This is a genomic window from Pseudoxanthomonas sp. LjRoot143 (assembly GCF_964252945.1).
Classification (GTDB): Bacteria; Pseudomonadota; Gammaproteobacteria; order Xanthomonadales; family Xanthomonadaceae; genus Pseudoxanthomonas_A.
The window spans coordinates 3,553,000-3,569,415 of the sequence record NZ_CAXUPM020000001.1; the positions used below are offsets into that span (position 1 = coordinate 3,553,000).

Annotated in this window: 13 protein-coding genes and 1 pseudogene; 5 read left to right on the plus strand and 9 right to left on the minus strand. The window is 68.5% G+C overall.

Annotation, left to right across the window (positions count from 1 at the left end):
• Positions 1-10: 10 nt before the first annotated feature.
• Both ACSQ1W_RS17225 and ACSQ1W_RS17230 read left to right on the plus strand, forming a co-directional pair.
• Entirely contained in the window at positions 11-259 is a 249-nt protein-coding gene (locus ACSQ1W_RS17225; protein ID WP_192273788.1) for a DUF3297 family protein, read from the plus strand.
• A gap of 78 nt (positions 260-337) precedes the next feature.
• Positions 338-712: a YciI family protein gene (locus ACSQ1W_RS17230; RefSeq protein ID WP_436044940.1), complete on the plus strand. Its 375-nt coding sequence runs from the start codon at positions 338-340 to the stop codon at positions 710-712.
• Here ACSQ1W_RS17230 and ACSQ1W_RS17235 read toward each other — a convergent pair whose 3' ends face one another.
• The 9 genes and pseudogenes from ACSQ1W_RS17235 to ACSQ1W_RS17275 all read right to left on the minus strand — a co-directional run.
• A complete protein-coding gene (locus ACSQ1W_RS17235; RefSeq protein ID WP_436044942.1) occupies positions 713-2,653 on the minus strand; it encodes an alpha/beta hydrolase family protein in 1,941 nt (646 codons plus the stop codon). It lies immediately after the preceding gene.
• Positions 2,654-2,869: 216 nt separating this feature from the next.
• A complete protein-coding gene (locus tag ACSQ1W_RS17240; protein WP_436044944.1) occupies positions 2,870-3,277 on the minus strand; it encodes a VOC family protein in 408 nt (135 codons plus the stop codon).
• 10 nt (positions 3,278-3,287) lie between these two features.
• Positions 3,288-3,713 (minus strand): YciI family protein, encoded by a 426-nt coding sequence (locus ACSQ1W_RS17245; protein WP_436044946.1) that lies wholly within the window; start codon positions 3,711-3,713, stop codon positions 3,288-3,290.
• Between the two features lie 104 nt (positions 3,714-3,817).
• Complete coding sequence (locus ACSQ1W_RS17250) at positions 3,818-5,917, minus strand: SMP-30/gluconolactonase/LRE family protein (protein WP_436044948.1); 2,100 nt, start codon at positions 5,915-5,917, stop codon at positions 3,818-3,820.
• A 77-nt stretch (positions 5,918-5,994) separates the two neighbouring features.
• On the minus strand, positions 5,995-7,722 hold the full coding sequence (locus tag ACSQ1W_RS17255) for a prealbumin-like fold domain-containing protein (RefSeq protein ID WP_192273794.1): 1,728 nt from the start codon (positions 7,720-7,722) through the stop codon (positions 5,995-5,997).
• A 268-nt stretch (positions 7,723-7,990) separates the two neighbouring features.
• On the minus strand, positions 7,991-8,701 hold the full coding sequence (locus ACSQ1W_RS17260) for an energy transducer TonB (protein WP_436044950.1): 711 nt from the start codon (positions 8,699-8,701) through the stop codon (positions 7,991-7,993).
• Positions 8,702-8,750: 49 nt separating this feature from the next.
• Positions 8,751-9,494, minus strand: a complete 744-nt coding sequence (locus tag ACSQ1W_RS17265) for an energy transducer TonB (protein WP_436044952.1) — start codon at positions 9,492-9,494, stop codon at positions 8,751-8,753.
• Positions 9,495-9,536: 42 nt separating this feature from the next.
• Complete coding sequence (locus ACSQ1W_RS17270) at positions 9,537-10,505, minus strand: isoaspartyl peptidase/L-asparaginase family protein (protein ID WP_436046237.1); 969 nt, start codon at positions 10,503-10,505, stop codon at positions 9,537-9,539.
• Positions 10,506-10,718: 213 nt separating this feature from the next.
• A pseudogene (locus ACSQ1W_RS17275) lies at positions 10,719-11,477 on the minus strand (cyanophycinase); the annotation flags it as partial.
• A 120-nt stretch (positions 11,478-11,597) separates the two neighbouring features.
• Between ACSQ1W_RS17275 and ACSQ1W_RS17280 the strand changes: the two are divergent.
• The 3 genes from ACSQ1W_RS17280 to ACSQ1W_RS17290 all read left to right on the plus strand — a co-directional run bounded on the left by ACSQ1W_RS17280 (position 11,598) and on the right by ACSQ1W_RS17290 (position 16,413).
• Complete coding sequence (locus tag ACSQ1W_RS17280) at positions 11,598-12,191, plus strand: RNA polymerase sigma factor (RefSeq protein ID WP_192273798.1); 594 nt, start codon at positions 11,598-11,600, stop codon at positions 12,189-12,191.
• Entirely contained in the window at positions 12,169-13,227 is a 1,059-nt protein-coding gene (locus tag ACSQ1W_RS17285; protein ID WP_436044953.1) for a FecR family protein, read from the plus strand. The genes ACSQ1W_RS17280 and ACSQ1W_RS17285 overlap by 23 nt, the downstream gene beginning before the upstream one ends.
• A gap of 99 nt (positions 13,228-13,326) precedes the next feature.
• Positions 13,327-16,413: a TonB-dependent receptor domain-containing protein gene (locus ACSQ1W_RS17290; protein WP_436044955.1), complete on the plus strand. Its 3,087-nt coding sequence runs from the start codon at positions 13,327-13,329 to the stop codon at positions 16,411-16,413.
• The last annotated feature ends 3 nt before the right edge of the window (positions 16,414-16,416 follow it).

The following is a 16,416-nucleotide window of genomic DNA, read 5'->3' on the forward strand; positions in this document are numbered from 1 at the left end:
CCGCCCTCTCATGTCCGATACGCCTCCCGACCGCCTGTCCTCCGATCCGCGCAGCCCGTTCCATGACGCCGAGGCGATGGATCGCGGCGTGGGCATCCGTTTCAACGGCGTGGAACGCGACAATGTGGAGGAGTACTGCATCAGCGAGGGCTGGGTGCGCGTGCCGGTCGGCAAGTCGAAGGACCGCCGCGGCAACCCGATGACCATGAAGGTCAAGGGCACCGTGGAAGCGTGGTACCGCTCGCCTGCGGCCGAGTAAGCGGCGGGATGCCGCGGCACGCGGCGTGAACACGACCGCGTGGCACAATCCCGGCCTGCACGTAGGCCGGGAGGGCGCATGAAGTTCCTGTTGATGATCTATACGGACGATTCCCTGCTCGAAGCGCTGCCCGATGGCGCGTTCGACCGCATGATGCATGGCTGCATCACCCACGCCGACGAACTGAAGGCGCAGGGCACGCTGATCGAATCGCAGCAGCTCGAACACGGCAGCACCGCGCGCACCGTGCGCGTGCGCAGCGGCAAAACCAGCATCGTCGACGGCCCCTTCGCCGAGACGAAGGAAATCCTCGGCGGCTACAACCTGATCGAAGCCGACAGCCTCGACGAGGCGGTGCGGATCGCGCAGGCGTTCCCGTGGATCGGCACCGGCAGCATCGAAGTGCGGCCGGTGCGCGACTTCGACGAAGTACGGCGCCGCGTCGGCGCCTGACTACTTCGCCTTCGCGCCGCCGAGATGGCGCGACAGGAAGTCCAGCAACCGCGTGTAGTAGGTCCGGCGGTTCGCCTCGGCGTAGAAGCCATGGCCTTCGGTGCGCACGTACAGCGTTTCCACCGGCACGTTGGCCGCCTTCAGTGCCTTCTCCATGCGCTCGCTGTGCGCCTGCGGCGCGATCTCGTCCTTGCCGCCCGCGGCCAGGAACACCGGAACCCGGATGCGCGATGCGAGCGTGGTGGGCGACGCCTCCGCCAGGTTCGCGCGATCGTCGCTGACCCAATCCTCCACCCAGGTCCGACTGGCCCTGCTGTCGCGCGAATCCTGCTTGTGCATCAGCGCCAGGTCGTACACGCCCACGTAGCCCGCCGCGCAGCGGTAGAGATCGGGCTCCCTGGCCACCCCCATCAGCGAGGCATAGGCGCCGTAGCTGGCGCCGTACAGGCAGATGCGCTGCGGATCGGCGATCTTCTGCGCGATCGCCCAGCGCGTCGCATCGGTGATGTCGTCCTGCATGGTGCGCCCCCACTGGCGGGCGCCCGCCTGCTGGAACGCGCGACCGTAGTTGCCGGAGCCGCGGTAGTTGATGCGCAGCACGGCGTAGCCCGCACGCGCAAGCATCTGCGCCTCGTCGTTGACCTCCCATCCGTCCGAGACACCGAAGGGTCCGCCATGCGGCATCACCACCAGGGGCAGCGCCTTGCCGCCATGGTCCAGCGGCCGGGTCAGGTAACCGTGCAGCGGCAAGCCGTCGCGCGCCTGCACGGTGACCGGCTCGCTGGGCGATAGCGTTGCCGGATCGAACCACCGGCGCCGGCTGAAGATGAGGTCGGCGGCATTGGTGGTGGTGTCGAACAGGAAGAAGTCGCCGGGGTTGGTATCGCTCCACGCATGCACGACCTTCAGGCGGCCATCGCGGGTGCCCGAGGTGATCGCGATCGACAGCCCACGGAACGAACGCTCCAGCTTGCGGTACATCCGCGCCGTGTCCGACGTCTCGTCGAAGAAGGCGGTGCGTAGCCGGTCGTGCATGAAGAACGCGCCCTGCGGCGTGCGCCCTGCCTCGCCGCCGTGGATGACGAGGTACGGGTCCACCACCTTGTCGCGCAGCACGTCGCTGCGCTTTCCGCTCACGGTGTCGAGCGCGACGATCGTGTCCGGGCCCTGCGGTTGCTCGACGCGCAGGTAGGCGGTGGCGCCGTCTTCCGACAAGCCCAGGGGCCATTCGACGCGACGGCTCTTGGCCTCGTCATTGACCAGTTGCCACGACTCGCCGCGGCTGGGACGGTGGTAGAGCTTGCTGACGTTGTCGTCGCCGGCGCCCACTGCGAAGCGCACCTGTCCCGCGGGATCGGACACGAAGCGCGCCCGCTTGACCGGGGCGGAAGCCAGCGTGTCGCGGCGCCCGGTGAAGGTATCCAGCAGTTCCACCCGCGTATTGGGCACGCTGGTATCCAGCGCGAAGACACTCACCAGCACCTTGCGCGGTTCGTCCGGCAGCGTGCCGATGACATAGGCCGCATAGGGTTGAAGCCCGCTGCCATCCAGGCCGTAGCGCGCGAAGATCTGCCGGCGCGCACTGCCATCGGCATTGACGGCATACAGTTCGCCGGTCGCGTACGGCGCATCGCGCGAGCCGTATTTCACCGCCTTCGATACGACCACGCGATCGTCGCTGATCCACCAGAAATCGTCGATCACCGAGTCGGCGCCGCCACCGATCCGGGTCATCGCCTTGCCGTCAGAGCGGCGGACGATGCCCAGTACGGTCTCGTTTTCCATCGGCACGGTCATGGCGTAGTACGTGCCATCCGGCGAGATCTTCAGCGTCTCCAGCACGTCCTTCTTCAGGAACGGCTCCAGATCGACCTGTGCGTGCGCGCTCGCCGCCACCAGGCATCCCAGCAGGATGCCCGCACTCCGTGTTCCCCACCCCATGGACGCCTCCCGTGGCATCGCGTGTCCCCGGGCGGATTAGAGCGCAGGGCCAGCGGGACCGGCAAGCACGGCCGCCCGAGACATGGCGCGCACCGGTTCAGCGCGCCGGCGCGGCCGGTTCCTGCCGGCGTTCGACCGGCGGGGCCGCGCGCGACAGAGTGACCTGCCGCTTTCGCAGAGCCCCGGGCAGCGGCTCTCCCGGCCACAGCAGGTACATCAATCGGACGGCATCGCGCCCTCGTCCATGTGCACGACCTCCCACTGGTGGCCATCGAGGTCCTGGAAGCTGCGCTGGTACATGAAGCCGTAGTCCTTCGCTTCCAGCGTCTCGCTGCCGCCCGCGGCAAGCGCCTTGTCCGCCAGCGCGTCGACGCCGGCGCGCGACTCGGCCGACAGGCAGATGATCGCTTCCGTGTGCGTGCGCGCATCGCAGATCGTCTTGCGCGTGAAACCCTGGAAAAACGGCTCGACCAGCAGCATCACGTAGATGGTGTCGCTGATGACGATACAGGCGGCGTTCTCGTCGGTGAACTGCGGATTGTTCGCATAGCCGAGGGCCTTGAAGAACGCCTTGGATTTCTCCAGGTCGCGGACCGGCAGGTTGACGAAGATCTGGGTGCTCATGGCGGGGGCCTCAACGTAGGGTCTGCGATTGGATCCGTTCGGCAAGACGCGCTTCCTGCTCGCGCAGCTCCGGCGTCAGTGCGTCGCCAAAGTCGTCGGCCTCGAACACCGGGCGCAGTTCGATCTCTTCGCCGCCATCGAACGGTGCGCGCTTGATCCACTCGATCGCCTCGTCGAAGTTGCGCACCTGCCACAGCCAGAAACCGGCGATCAGTTCCTTCGCTTCGCTGAAGGGACCGTCGATGACGGTGCGCTGCTTGCCATCGAAGCGGACCCGTGCGCCGCGCGCGGTGGGATGCAGGCCTTCGCCGGCCAGCATGATGCCGGCCTTGACCAGCGCCTCGTTGAACTTGCCCATCTCCGCCAGCTGTTCGGTGCCCGGCATCTTCCCGGCTTCCGAATCGGCACTGGCCTTCACGATGACCATGACGCGCATTGCGATCTCCTGTCGTGCGGACCGGTCGCTCCGGCCGCTTTCAGGATAGCGACGGACCGGTGAGGCCCGAATCGACATGCGTCCGCCAAAAAAAACGGACCGCCCTAGTGCAGCCGCAGCTTCAGGTCGCGGCGGCCTTGGGCGTCGTTGCCGCTGTAGTCGCGGGCGGTGATGCGCAGGGTGTAATCGCCGGGCGGCAGGTCGCCCGCCTGCCACGCGCCCTCGGCCCACCTGCCGTCACGGACCGTGTTGGTCACGCTGTACTTGAAACGGGTGACCGCACTGCCGTGTACGGTGATGCCGCTGCCGGGCGCATAGGCGACCTGCACCGCCTCATCGGACGGAAGGCGACGGAAATCGATGGTCATGCGCGGGGTGTCGAAGCCGGCGACCGGCGTCCCGTCGTCGCGCAGCACCTGGTAGCCCAGCGCGTACAGGCCGAGACGGCGACGCGGCAGGTTGCGGTCCACCTGGTCCCACGCATCCACGACGATGCGCACGCCCTGCAGGTCGCGCGGTACCAGTACGCGGCCGTCCTGGCGCTGGTCGATCGGCTGGTCCAGCGTATCGAACAGGGCGACCTCGTCGATGCGCGGCGGGTACGCGTCGGTGAAGCCGGTGAAGCCCAGCGAGATGGCATTGCGTTCGTAGCCCGAGGGCCCGATCGACAGGTGCACGTGCGCCATGCGGTTGACCGTGCCCAGCGCGTCGCCCGCGGCGAAGCGGGTGCCACGGCGCACGCGGATGCGGCTGGGATCGCCGCTCAGGTCGCGCAACAGCTGGAAACGTGCAGGATCGAGCAGATCGCCGCGCGGCGTGCGGCCGACGCGCATGTGGATGTAGTCCAGCGATCCCACGCCCAATCCTTCGCTGAGGCCGTTGAAGTTCCATGCGGCGGAAGGACTGCTGACCTTGCCGTCGGCGATGGCGAGCACGGTGGCCCCGGCATCGCCACGGATGTCGAGCCCGCCATGCAGGTGATGGCGGCTCTCGCCCTGGTAGTCGCCGCGCACTTCGCCCAGTGTGCCGACCACCTCGTGCCAGCCCTCCTGCGGCTGCAATGGCCAGCGTCCCGCCGTCTGCGGTAGCGGATCGTCCTGCGACGGACCGACCACCGCAGGGACGGGCGCTGCTCCCGCCGCCAGCGGCGCGATGCGATGCACCCGATGGCTGCCCGCGTCGGTGAAGTGCACATCCCCGGCGGCGTCGACAGCCAGGCCCGCCGTGCGCGACAGGCGCTGTCCCGACATGTGGCCCGCCAGGGCCTGCCAGCGACCATCGCGCATCACCTGCATCACCCGGCCGCTGAACAGCTCACCGACATACAGATGGCCGTCGTGCGTCAGTGCCAGCGACAGCGGCCGGCGCGGACCGGCCTGCGTCGGCAGGTCCGCCTGCACGGGCAGCGTGCTGACGCCCCCGTGGGAATCGATGCGACGGATCGCGTCATTGCGCAGGTCCGCAACCCACACCACGCCGGTGGCATCCACGGCGATGCCGGTGGGCGTGTCGAAGCGCGCTTCGCCACCGGTGCCGTCGAAGAAGCCCGGCGCATCGCCACCCGCGAGGGTGGTGACCTGGCCATCGCGGTCGATCATGCGGATGCGGTCGTTGTAGGTATCGGCCACATAGACGCGCCCCGTACCATCCACAGCGACGCCGATGGGCCCGTTGAACTGCGCCTGCGTCGCCGGACCATCGCGGAAACCGGCTTCACCCGTCCCGGCGACGGTGGTCACCACGCCGTCCGGTGTGATCCTGCGGATGGCATGGTTGCCGGTGTCGGCCACGTACAGGTTGTCGTGGACGTCCCGCGCGAGCGCGGACGGTGTATGGAACGCCGCCGCCGTGCCGATGCCGTCGGCAAAGCCCTCGTTGCCGCCGGCGAGCGTGGACACCGTGCCGTCCCGCGCGATACGGCGGATGCGGTTGGCATCGCCGGCGTCGGCAACGTAGCGCGTGCCGTCCTCCATCACCACGATGCCCCACGGGTCGTCGAAGCGGGCCTGCACACCCGCCCCGTCGCGCACGCCGCGCACGCCATCGCCGGCGGCCAGCGACAGCTGTCCCGTCCAGCCGAACGGCGTGACCGGCGGACCTGCATCGGGGACGGGAACGGGGAAACGCGGCGTGACCAGGAAGGTCGCGGCCAGGGCGATGGCGGTCAGGACCACCACCACCCACAGCCAGACAGTACGGCTCATTGCATCGATGCGGCGAAGAACGGAGCCGCATCATGGAGACTCGTGGCGCGCTTGGGAAGCGCGCCGCAGCGCCGGCCTCAGAAGCCGGTCGCCGTCACCTGGCAGGGCACGGTGAACGTCACCGCGCCGCCGGCCGGCAGCGTGGGTACGGCCACGCCACCACTGACCAGGCTGGGCAATGCGCCCGCACCCGGGCACGCCGCGCCACCACTGGCGACGCAGCTGATCGGATTGCCCGACACCGGGCACGTCAGGCCCGCGCCCGGCGTGTCGGTGACCACCGCACCATCGGCCGCGGCGGGTCCCGCATTCGACACGACCACGCTGAAGTTCCTCACCTGCCCGCTGACGGCGGCACCCGGGGCCGTCGACTTCACCACCGACACGTCGGTGACGCGTGCGCTGTTGGTGATCGTGCAGACGATGGCCTGCCCCGCATGCGCACCGGTCAGCGTCAGCGTGTTGCCGCTCAGGCTGCCGCCACTGCACGACCATGCGCTCGCCGTGTAGGTCCGCGCGTTGCCCGCACCCAGCGTCTCGGCCAGCGTGATGACGTTGCCCGGCACGACCTGCACGGCGACGCCGGTATCGGTTTCCGACGCCGTGTTGGCGGTGGATGCCAGCGTGGCGTTGTTCGCGCCGCCGGTCGCCGACAGTGCCGCGGTGTCGTTGACGGCCGCGTTCACCCACGTCTTCGCCAGCGCCAGCGTCGCCGTCGCGCTGTTGGTGAACGTGCAGGTGATGGTCTGGCTGGTGCCGTAGTTGGCGGCGCCGATGGCGATCTGCCTCGTCGTGGTGTTGACCGTGGCCGGCACCGCCGTGCCGGTCTGGTCGACGCAGCTGCCGGCCGTCATCACGTAGCCGGCCGGCGGCGTGGATTCGCTCAGCGTGATCGCCGCGGCGTGGTTGGTGATCGGATACGTCGTGGACGATACGGGCGTGTTCTGGGCCGTGGTCGTCAGGCTGAACGACGGTGTCACCGCGCCGCTGGTGGTGAACGGGAACGTGCCGGTGCCGCCCACGGACTGTTTGCGCACGATGAGGCTGGAACCAGGAAAGCTCCAGCGCAGCTCCAGTTCGTCGCCATCGCCGCGCGAGCCGATCATGTCGACCCGGAAGGTCAGGCTGGTGATGCCGGTGCCGTTGAACCGGACCGAACCGCAGCCGGTGCCGTTGGTGGTACCGAGGCACTCGGAACTGCCAGTGCCGCTGAAGGTGCCGGTGGAGGACCGGTAAAAACGATTCTGTGCCGCATCGACGACGAACTGGGGGTTGCCGTTCAGGCGCTCCAGCGCCACCGCACCGCTCTGTGCGTTGAACGACGTCAGCTCCCAGCGCGTGCTGTTCGGCCGGTTGTTGTCATAGAAGCCGCCGATACGGTCGACATGCAACACGGGGTTGTCGACGGGCTTGCTGAAGGTGACCACGTAACTCCGCGCGCTGCCGCTGTCGAAGACCATGGTCAACGACGTGCCACCGCTCACGGTGGCGCCGTACGGGTCGGTCCACCGGTTGGTGGTGTTGAAGGTGCCGCTCGAATAGGCCTCGTCCGCCGTCCCGGTGAACGTCACGGTGATGCCATTGACGTTGGCGCTGGCCCAGGCGTTCCCATTGAAGGTCCATCCATTGGTGATCAGCGCCAGCGCCGATCCGGCGAGCAGCAGGCCCGCGGACAGCAGCACCGCCTGCGAGATGCGGCGGCGCCAGCCAGCGGACGACGTGGCGGTGCGGGAGACGGAGGAAAGAGGCAGACGTGCGGAACGTGCGCCTCGCGGGCGCAAGGCATCAATAGCGCGGTACGACATCGACGAACGGATCCCCTGACGCTTCTGTGGAAGAGGCGCTCCCCAGGTCCATCCGACAACGGACCCTTACCGCTTGCCCCCTGTGGCAAGCCGACCCAAGACGCCTTCCAGGCAAGGAGGGGTCGACCGAAAGTGTGACGCGTATCGTAACTTACAGTCGTCACATTTGCGACCTGGGTCACAGTGGCAACTCGGGGCTACCGGATCGGGCCGCCTTCACTGCGATGGCGGAAGCCAAGGGGCCGGGCCGCGAGCGCGCAGTCCGCCACTAGCCGGTCTCGCGTGGCCTGAACGGTGAGTCCAGCGCGACCGGATCCGTCGGGTTTTCCGGCTGCCCGGCGGCGGCCATGCATTCACGCGTCCGCGCCGCCGCGGTTTGACGCTCCCGTCGTGCGGAGCGTTCTTCGAACGAGAACGCGACCGGAATCCGCATCCGGGTCGCGATGCGCCGGCCATCCACCTCTTCGGGTACATACCGCATGACCGCCACCCAGGCTTCCAGGACCGCCTTGAAGTCCTTCACGGAGCCTCGCGTGGCCTTCATCGACTGCACCGTGGCCAGACCGTCCTCCCCGATCAGCACGTTGAGGTCGATCTCGGCCTGCGCGCCCGACCGCATCGCGGCCGGTGGGTACGGCAGCCTGGGTAACCGCACGGCATCGTTCGCATAGCCGGGGCCGTTGCCCTGGTAATCCATCCCGACCCGCAGGCCGCCATCCGACTGCGGGATCGCACAGGCCTGCAGCCGGACGTGAGTGATGCCCGGCCTGGCCACGCCATCGACCATCGCGGGCTCGAAGCGCCACTGCTTCACGCGCGCCTCGACCGCCTCACGTACCGGTACGGGCAGCCGGGAACTGGCCTGCACTGCCTGCGGAACACCCTCGGCATCCAGTGTGATCCGGGCCGTGGCCGGGAAAAGCACCGGTTCCTTCGTGCCCTCCGCCTGTGCGATACCGGCAACAGACAGCAGCGCCAACAAAGTCCACGTCTTCATCCCTCTTCCCCTGGCAAGCGGATCTAGCGGATCAACCCGTCGTGATGGGCCTGAAGGGCGAGTCGAGCACGACAGGGTTCGGCGCAGCCTCGCCGGGACTGGCCGCCTTTGCCGCCGCGCATTCGGGCGAGGTCTGGCGCGCCGCACGCATCTCATCCCTGAAGCCGGGCGAATCGTCCGTCGAGAACGTCACCGGAATGGCGACGCGCGAGGCCACCGGCCTACCGTCCACTTCTTCTGGGACATAGCGCAGTGCCGCCACCCAGTCGCGCAAGCTCTTTTCGAAGTAGCGCAACTGTCCCTTCTGGGGCTCGATGGCCTCAATCTCGGCACGGCCATCCGGCTGGATCTCGATCACGACGCGGAAGATGCCGCTTTTGCTGTTCTTGGCAGCATCGACCGGATATCGGGGCGGGACGATGACAGGCAGGCCGTTGGCATACCCGGGACCGTTCCAGTCGTAATCCACTGCCAGTCGCATGCCGCTGCTCTGCGTGTCGGGCACGGCACAGGCGCTGATGAACACGGTCGTCGCGCCGGACCTAGGTTCACCGCCCATGCGTGCGGGCTCGAACCGCCACTGCATGACCCGCTCTTCGATCGAGCTGCGCACGACGGCAGGAAGCTTGCTGTCGATCTGTACCTGCTGCGGTACGCCCTGGGCGTCCAGCGACAGGCGCGCACTGGTACGGAAATAGACCGGCTTGCGCGCCGACTCGGCGGCCGAGGCGCCGACCGCCATGACCATCAGGCACATCCCCAGAATCCTGACCATGCTCCCCTCCTGGTTGTGGGGAGGAGCATAGCCTCATTCGCCTCAGCGCGCGGGCAGCGGGTCTTCCTTGTAGATCGCCACGTGCGGGACGCCGTCGGCGCCGATCCAACCGCGGTACATGCCCTCGGTATTGAACGGGAACGCCATGCTGCCGTCGGCACCCAGCGCAATGGCGCCACCGTCGCCGCCGGCCTTGGGGATGTCGCGATTGATCACGCCCTCGGACGCACGCGCAATGCTGTGTCCGGCCAGGCGCACGCGGGCGCAGACCTCATGGGCGGCGGCGGCGCGGATGTAGTACTCGCCCCAGCCGGTGCCGGAGAACGCGCAGCGATCGTCGGCCCAGGTGCCCGCGCCGATGATCGGCGAGTCGCCCACGCGGCCGTAGCGCTTGTTGGTCATGCCGCCGGTCGACGTGCCCGCCGCCAGCTGGCCCTTCGCGTCGAGCGCGAGCGCGCCGACCGTGCCGAAATAGGCCTTGCCGGGCAGCTCGCGCGGCGTGTTTCTGGCCTGCGCCTGCTTCTCTTCCTTCAGCGCGTTCTGCAGCTGCTGCCAGCGCTTCTCGGTGCGGAAATACGAAGGATTGACCAGGGTGATGCCCTGCTCCTTGGCGAAGGCTTCGGCACCGTCGCCGACCATCATCACGTGGCGCGACTTGTCCATCACCGCGCGCGCCAGCGTGATCGGGTTCTTGACCCGGTGCACGCCGGCGACCGCGCCAGCCTTGCCGGTGGCGCCGTCCATGATCGAGGAGTCGAGTTCGTTCTTGCCGTCGTGGGTGAACACCGCACCGCGGCCGGCGTTGAACTGCGGCGCATCCTCCAGCACGGTGATGGCGGCCGTCACGGCATCCAGCGCCGGCTTGCCTTCCTTCAACTGCGCGTGGCCCGCGCGCAGCGCGGCTTCCAGCGCCTTGCGCGCGGCCTCTTCGTCGGCCGGCGTCATGCCGGCGCGCTCGACACCGGCGCCGCCATGGATCACCAGCAGCGGCGAATCCAGCGCCACCAGCACGCCGTTGCGTACGGCGTAGTGACGCTCGGCGGCCGGCTTCTCGACGCGGCCACTGGGCAGGTGCAGTACGGAATCGACGCCAGCGATGACGGTGTCCACGCGATCGAGGTTCATCGCCTCGTCTTCGACCTGCTTCTGCGCGAAGCCGCCCTTCACGACCGTCGCGCCGGCACCCGGCGCAGTGGCGTACACGCGCGCGCTGCCATCGCCTTCCACCGCGACCGCGGCGTCTTCATCCACGCCGAGGCCCAGGATCGGACGGCCCGCCATCGACTCGGCCTTGGCCACGAACGCGATCAGGCGACCGAGGCGGTTGCGCTCGCTGAAGTGCGTGTCGGTCAGCACGCCCTTCAGCAGGGCCAGCTGCAGGAAACCGGTTTCGATGGTGTTGTCCGCACCGAGCGGATCGGCCAGCGCACGCGGGCTGATCTGGCTGCCGCCGTCCATCGCGCCGTACAGGTACTCGCCCTGCATCGCCAGGCCGGCGCTGGTGCCACCGAGCGGCTTGCCGGCGCGCACATGCGCGTCCAGCGCCGCGCCCACCGGCGTGCCGCGCCAGTAGCGCACGTAACGGGACTGGTCGCCGCCCGCGAGGAAGATGCCGTCGGCGCGCTTCAGGCTGCGCAGCACGTCGGGATCGCTCGCGCTTTCGCGATCGCTGAACACATAGGTTTCGACCGAAACGATGCCACCGACTTCGTTGAAGAACTCTTCGCCGATCTCGCCTGCCTGCGACGCGCGCAGCACGACGATGTGGCCGTTGCCGGCCTTCTTCATGAACCAGTGCATCGCATCGAAGTTGCGGTCGCCGCCACCCATCAGCAGCAGGCCCGGCTGCACCTGCCCCGGCGTCTTCGCCGTGGTGTCGCCGAGCACGTAGTGCGCCGGCTTGGCGGCCCATGCCGGCAGGGACAAGGCGAGCGCCACCACGCAGATCGCGCCGCGCTGCAACATGCCGAAGACAGACACCATGCCGTAGTACTCCCAGATCGAAGGTCGCGGCAGGATGCCACGCACCGATGACGAAGTGAGACGAACCGGCGGCCGTGTTCCCCCATGCGGAAGCGCGCGTGCTTGGGCTAGAGTGCGGCCATGCCCACCGAATTCGACGACTGGTTCGTTAGCGAAGTGCTCGTGCACGAACGGGCGCTGGCGCTGTTCCTGCAGCGCAGCTGGCCGCACCGCGACGAGTGGCACGACCTGCGTCAGGAGGTCTACGCCCGCGTCTACGAAGCCGCGGCGCGCGCGCGGCCGGACACGCCGAAGGCCTTCCTGTTCGCCACCGCGCGCCACCTGATGACCGACCGCCTGCGCCGCAGCCGGGTGGTGTCGATCGAGCCAGTGGGTGATTTCGAGTCCTCGAACGTCTACCTGATCGACGAGGTGTCGCCCGAGCGGTGGACCGGGACCCGCCAGGCGCTCAAGCGCGTGGTCGAGGCCCTGGACCGGCTCCCCGACCGTTGCCGCGAAGTGGTGTGGCTGCGGCGCGTGGAGGAACTGCCGCAGAAGGACGTCGCCTCACGACTGGGCATCAGCGAGAAGACCGTGGAAAAGCATTTGGCCAAAGGGATGCGCCTGATCGCCGACCACCTGTACGGCGGCGACGCCGTGCCTGCGCTGGACGGGCGCCGTGCCCGGCCCATCATGGACGAGGACGACGCGCATGACCGACAGCAGGCAGATTGAGGCGCAGGCCGCCGACTGGCTGGCCCGACGCGATGCGGACACCTGGACCGCAGGCGAGCAGCAGTCGCTCGATGCCTGGCTGTCGGCATCGCCGCGGCACAAGGTCGCCTTCCTGCGCGTGCAGTCCGCCTGGACGGAGGCGGGCCGCCTGCAGGCGCTGGCCGCCGGCCTGCCCGCCGGCACGCTGCCGCCGCGCGCGGGGTCGACGGGGTTCGCCACTACTCCGCGCAACGACGCCCGACCTGACCTGAGCACGCTCCGCTTCGCGCCCCGCGATCGCACGAGCCACCGGCGTCGCGGTTGGCCGCACGGCATCGCAGCAGCCCTGGTGCTGCTGGTGGCCGGCTCCGCGGCCTGGGGCGGCTGGCAATTGACCGGGCGCGAGCAGGCGAGTTACGCCAGCACGGTCGGCCAGATCGAAACCGTCACCCTGCCCGACGGCTCCACCGCCACGTTGAGCAGCGACAGCCGGCTGGACGTGCGCATCAGCCGCGGCGAACGGCACGTGGCGCTCACGCAGGGCGAGGCGTTCTTCGATGTGGCCCGCGACACCCGGCGTCCGTTCGTGGTCGAGACCGAAGGCCGGCGCGTCGCCGCCGTCGGCACGCGCTTCTCCGTACGCCGCGATCCGGACGAAATCCGCGTGGTGGTGACCGAAGGCAAGGTGCGGCTGGAAAGCCGCCCCGGTCCGGACGGTACCGCCCAGCCGGTGTCGCTGCTGCCGGCCGGCAGCGTCGCCACGGCCGGCCGCAACGGTGTGCTGGTGCGCTCGGTGCCGGTCGCCGAGGCGGAACGCTTCCTGGAGTGGCGCGACGGCTTCCTGACCTTCGACGACACCTCGCTGGCGGACGCCGCCGCCGAGTTCAACCGCTTCAACACGCGGAAGCTGGAACTGGCCGACGTCGCCGTCGCCGACCTGCGCGTGGGCGGCAACTTCCGCTGGTCCAATGCCGAGGGTTTTGCGCACCTGCTCGAACAGGGATTCCCGGTGCGCGCCGAACGGCATGCGGACCGTATCGTCCTGCACACACGCTAGGCCGCGCACGCCACGACGAAGGTCATGGGGGGATTTGCGCGGTTCGTTCGTCCTGATAGCCAACAGGCGCCATTCCGAGCGCCACCGGGGAGAGAGTCGATGCGGTATCCAGTGCGCGTGCTGTTGTTGAGTGCAGCCTGTAGTGCGGCGCTCGCCGCCCAGGCCCAGGCGGCCCCCGGCCGCATCGATCTGCCTGCGGGCGAACTGACGTCGGCGTTGAACACGCTGGCCAAGCAGTCCGGTACGCAGCTCGTGTACCGCGCCGACCAGCTGAAGGGGCGACGCACCACCGGGGTGCAGGGCGCCACGTCGACCGACCAGGCGCTCGATCGCCTGCTGCAGGGCAGCGGCTTCCAGGCCAAGCGCGATGCCTCCGGCGCCGTGCTCATCGTCCAGGCCGACGCCACCCCGCGTCGCGCACCGGCGCCGCGTCCCGCGCCCCAGGAGGCGCCTCCCGGCGGCGGCGCCCAGGCCGAAGAACCCGTGACCCAACTGGAGACGCTGCAGGTCACCGGCTCGCGCATCCCGCGCGCGCAGATTGAAGGTCCCGCACCGATCACGGTGGTGACGGCCGAACAAATCCAGGCCGCCGGCTTCACCTCGGTGCCGGACGTGCTGCGCTCGCTCAGCCAGAACAGCGGCACCGTGCAGGGCCAGCAGAACACCACCAGCGCCCAGTCGACGCCCGGCGCCCAGGCGGTCGACCTGCGCGGCCTCGGCCCGAATCACACGCTGGTCCTGATCAACGGACGTCGCATCGCCGACTTCCCGCTGCCGCTCAACGGCCGCAGCAACTTCACCGACATTGGCAACATCCCGCTCGGCATGATCGAGCGCGTGGAAGTGCTGACCGGCAGTGCGTCGGCGGTCTACGGTTCGGACGCGATGGCCGGCGTGATCAACTTCATCCTCAAGAAGTCGGTCGACGGCACCATCTTCGACTACCGCTACGGCGACACCGAGCGTGGCGGCGGCGAGTCGCACCGCCTGACCGTCACCACCGGCTTCGAGCGCGGCGACTTCAGCGGCATCGTGGGCGTCGAGCTGCTCGACAAGCGCCCGTTGTGGGGCTTCGAGCGCCGCAACCAGGACTCCACACTCGATTCTCCGTTGGCGCGCCGCCAGCTGCCGCGCCTGACCGCGCAGATCCTCAACTGGGAAGACGACACCAACATCGCGCCGGCCGACGGCTGCGCGGCGATGGCGGGCCTCAACGAAGGCACGACGGTGCTCGCCGATGACCGTTTCGGCGAACCCTACTGCGGCAGCGAGCGCGCCATCGCGTATCGCACCATCACCAACGAGCGCAAGGGCGGCAACGCGTACGGCGCGTTCGAGTACCGCATTTCCGACACGCTGTCCTGGTTCGCCGATGCGCAGTTCGGGCACCAGACCGTCAGGCTGCTGACCGGCACCAACGGCAACGACGTGGCGAGCGACCACATGGGCTGGGAATTCCACGACCCCGAGTCGACCAACAACTACCGCGCCAAGGTGTTCTACAACGCGCTCACCGACCAGCGCGAAATCTGGACGCGCCAGTTCACGCCCGAGGAGATCGGCGGCCTGCGCAACCGCATGAACACCACGACGCAGAAGACGCTGGCGGTGACCACCGGCTTCCAGGGAAGCTTCAAGGACACCTGGAACTGGGAAGCGGCCTACAACCACTCCCAGTACAAGGCGGACGTGGAAATGCCGCGCATCAAGGCCGAGGCGGCCAACGAGCTGTTCCTGGGTGAACGACTGGGCTACACGAGCAGCGGCTATGCCATCTATGCCCCGGACCCGACGCGCCTTTTCACGCCGCTGACGGAAGCGGAGTTCGCATCCATTTCCACCATGTCGACGTTCCGGCCGGTGGCCAAGAACGACAACCTCAGCTTCACCGTCGACACGACGTCGCTGTTCACGATGCCGGCGGGTGATGTCGGCTTCGCCGGCGCCGTCGAGTACGGCAGCCAGTCCTACCGCATCAACCCCGATCCGCTGGCGCTGACCGAAGACGCGTACTACGGCCCGCGCTACGGCGACGGCCGCGGCGACCGCGACCGCTGGAGCGTGGCGGGCGAGCTGCGCCTGCCGCTGCTGTCCTCACTGGAGGCCAGTCTGGCCGGCCGCTACGACCGCTACGACTACGGCGACAAGAACCCCGGCAAGTTCACCTACAGCGCAGGCCTGGAATGGCGCCCGGTCGACACGCTGCTGGTCCGCGGCTCGTACGGCACCGGCTTCCGCGCGCCCGACATGCACTACCTGTTCGCCGGCAACGACTACTACCGCACCCGCTTCGCGACCGACTACTACGACTGCCGCACCGCCGAGCCCGGCGCCACCAACGACTACTGCTACGACGACGGCAGCTACGACGTGAGCACCTTCGACGTCTACAGCGGCAACATGGAGCTCGACGTGGAGACCAGCAAGTCGTTCTCCGCCGGCTTCGTGTGGTCGCCGTTCGCCGGTTTCGACCTGTCGATGGACTACTACAAGATCAAGGTGATGAACCAGGTGCAGACGCAGGATCGCGAGCGACTCCGTCGCGACGAAGCCAGCTGCCGCCTCGGCGCCACCGACAGCGGCACGCCCGTCGATATCAATTCGGCGACCTGCCAGGACGCGATCGCCCGCGTCATCCGCGACAGCGATGGCGTGATCACGAGCGTCCTCTTCAGCCCGATCAACATCGCCAGCGAAGAAACCTCGGGCATCGACGCCAGCGCCAGCTACCGCTTGCAGACCGCCAATGCCGGCGACTTCCGCTTCACCGGCAGCTACACCTGGGTCCACCGCCACGAGAGCCAGCAGTACCCGGGCGATCCGACGCTGGACATGCTGCATTACGACACCTACAGCCCCGCCCTGCCGCGCCGGAAGGGCAACCTGGGCGTCAGCTGGGACAAGGGCACGTTAGGCGCCAGCCTGTTCGGCAACTACCTCGGCCGCGTGCCGAACTATGCCGACGATGCCTGGATGCCGGAGTCGTGGCGTTTCAACGCCGGCGCGCGCTACGACATCAACGACCACCTGCGCATCTCGCTGACGGTCAACAACCTGCTCGACAAGATGCCGCCGAAGGATCCGACCTGGTCGAACTACCCGTACTACGACACGGCATGGTTCGACAGCGTGGGTCGCAGCTATTTCGTGCAGGTCACGTGGAAGCTGGGCGGCGAGAAGCTGTAACGC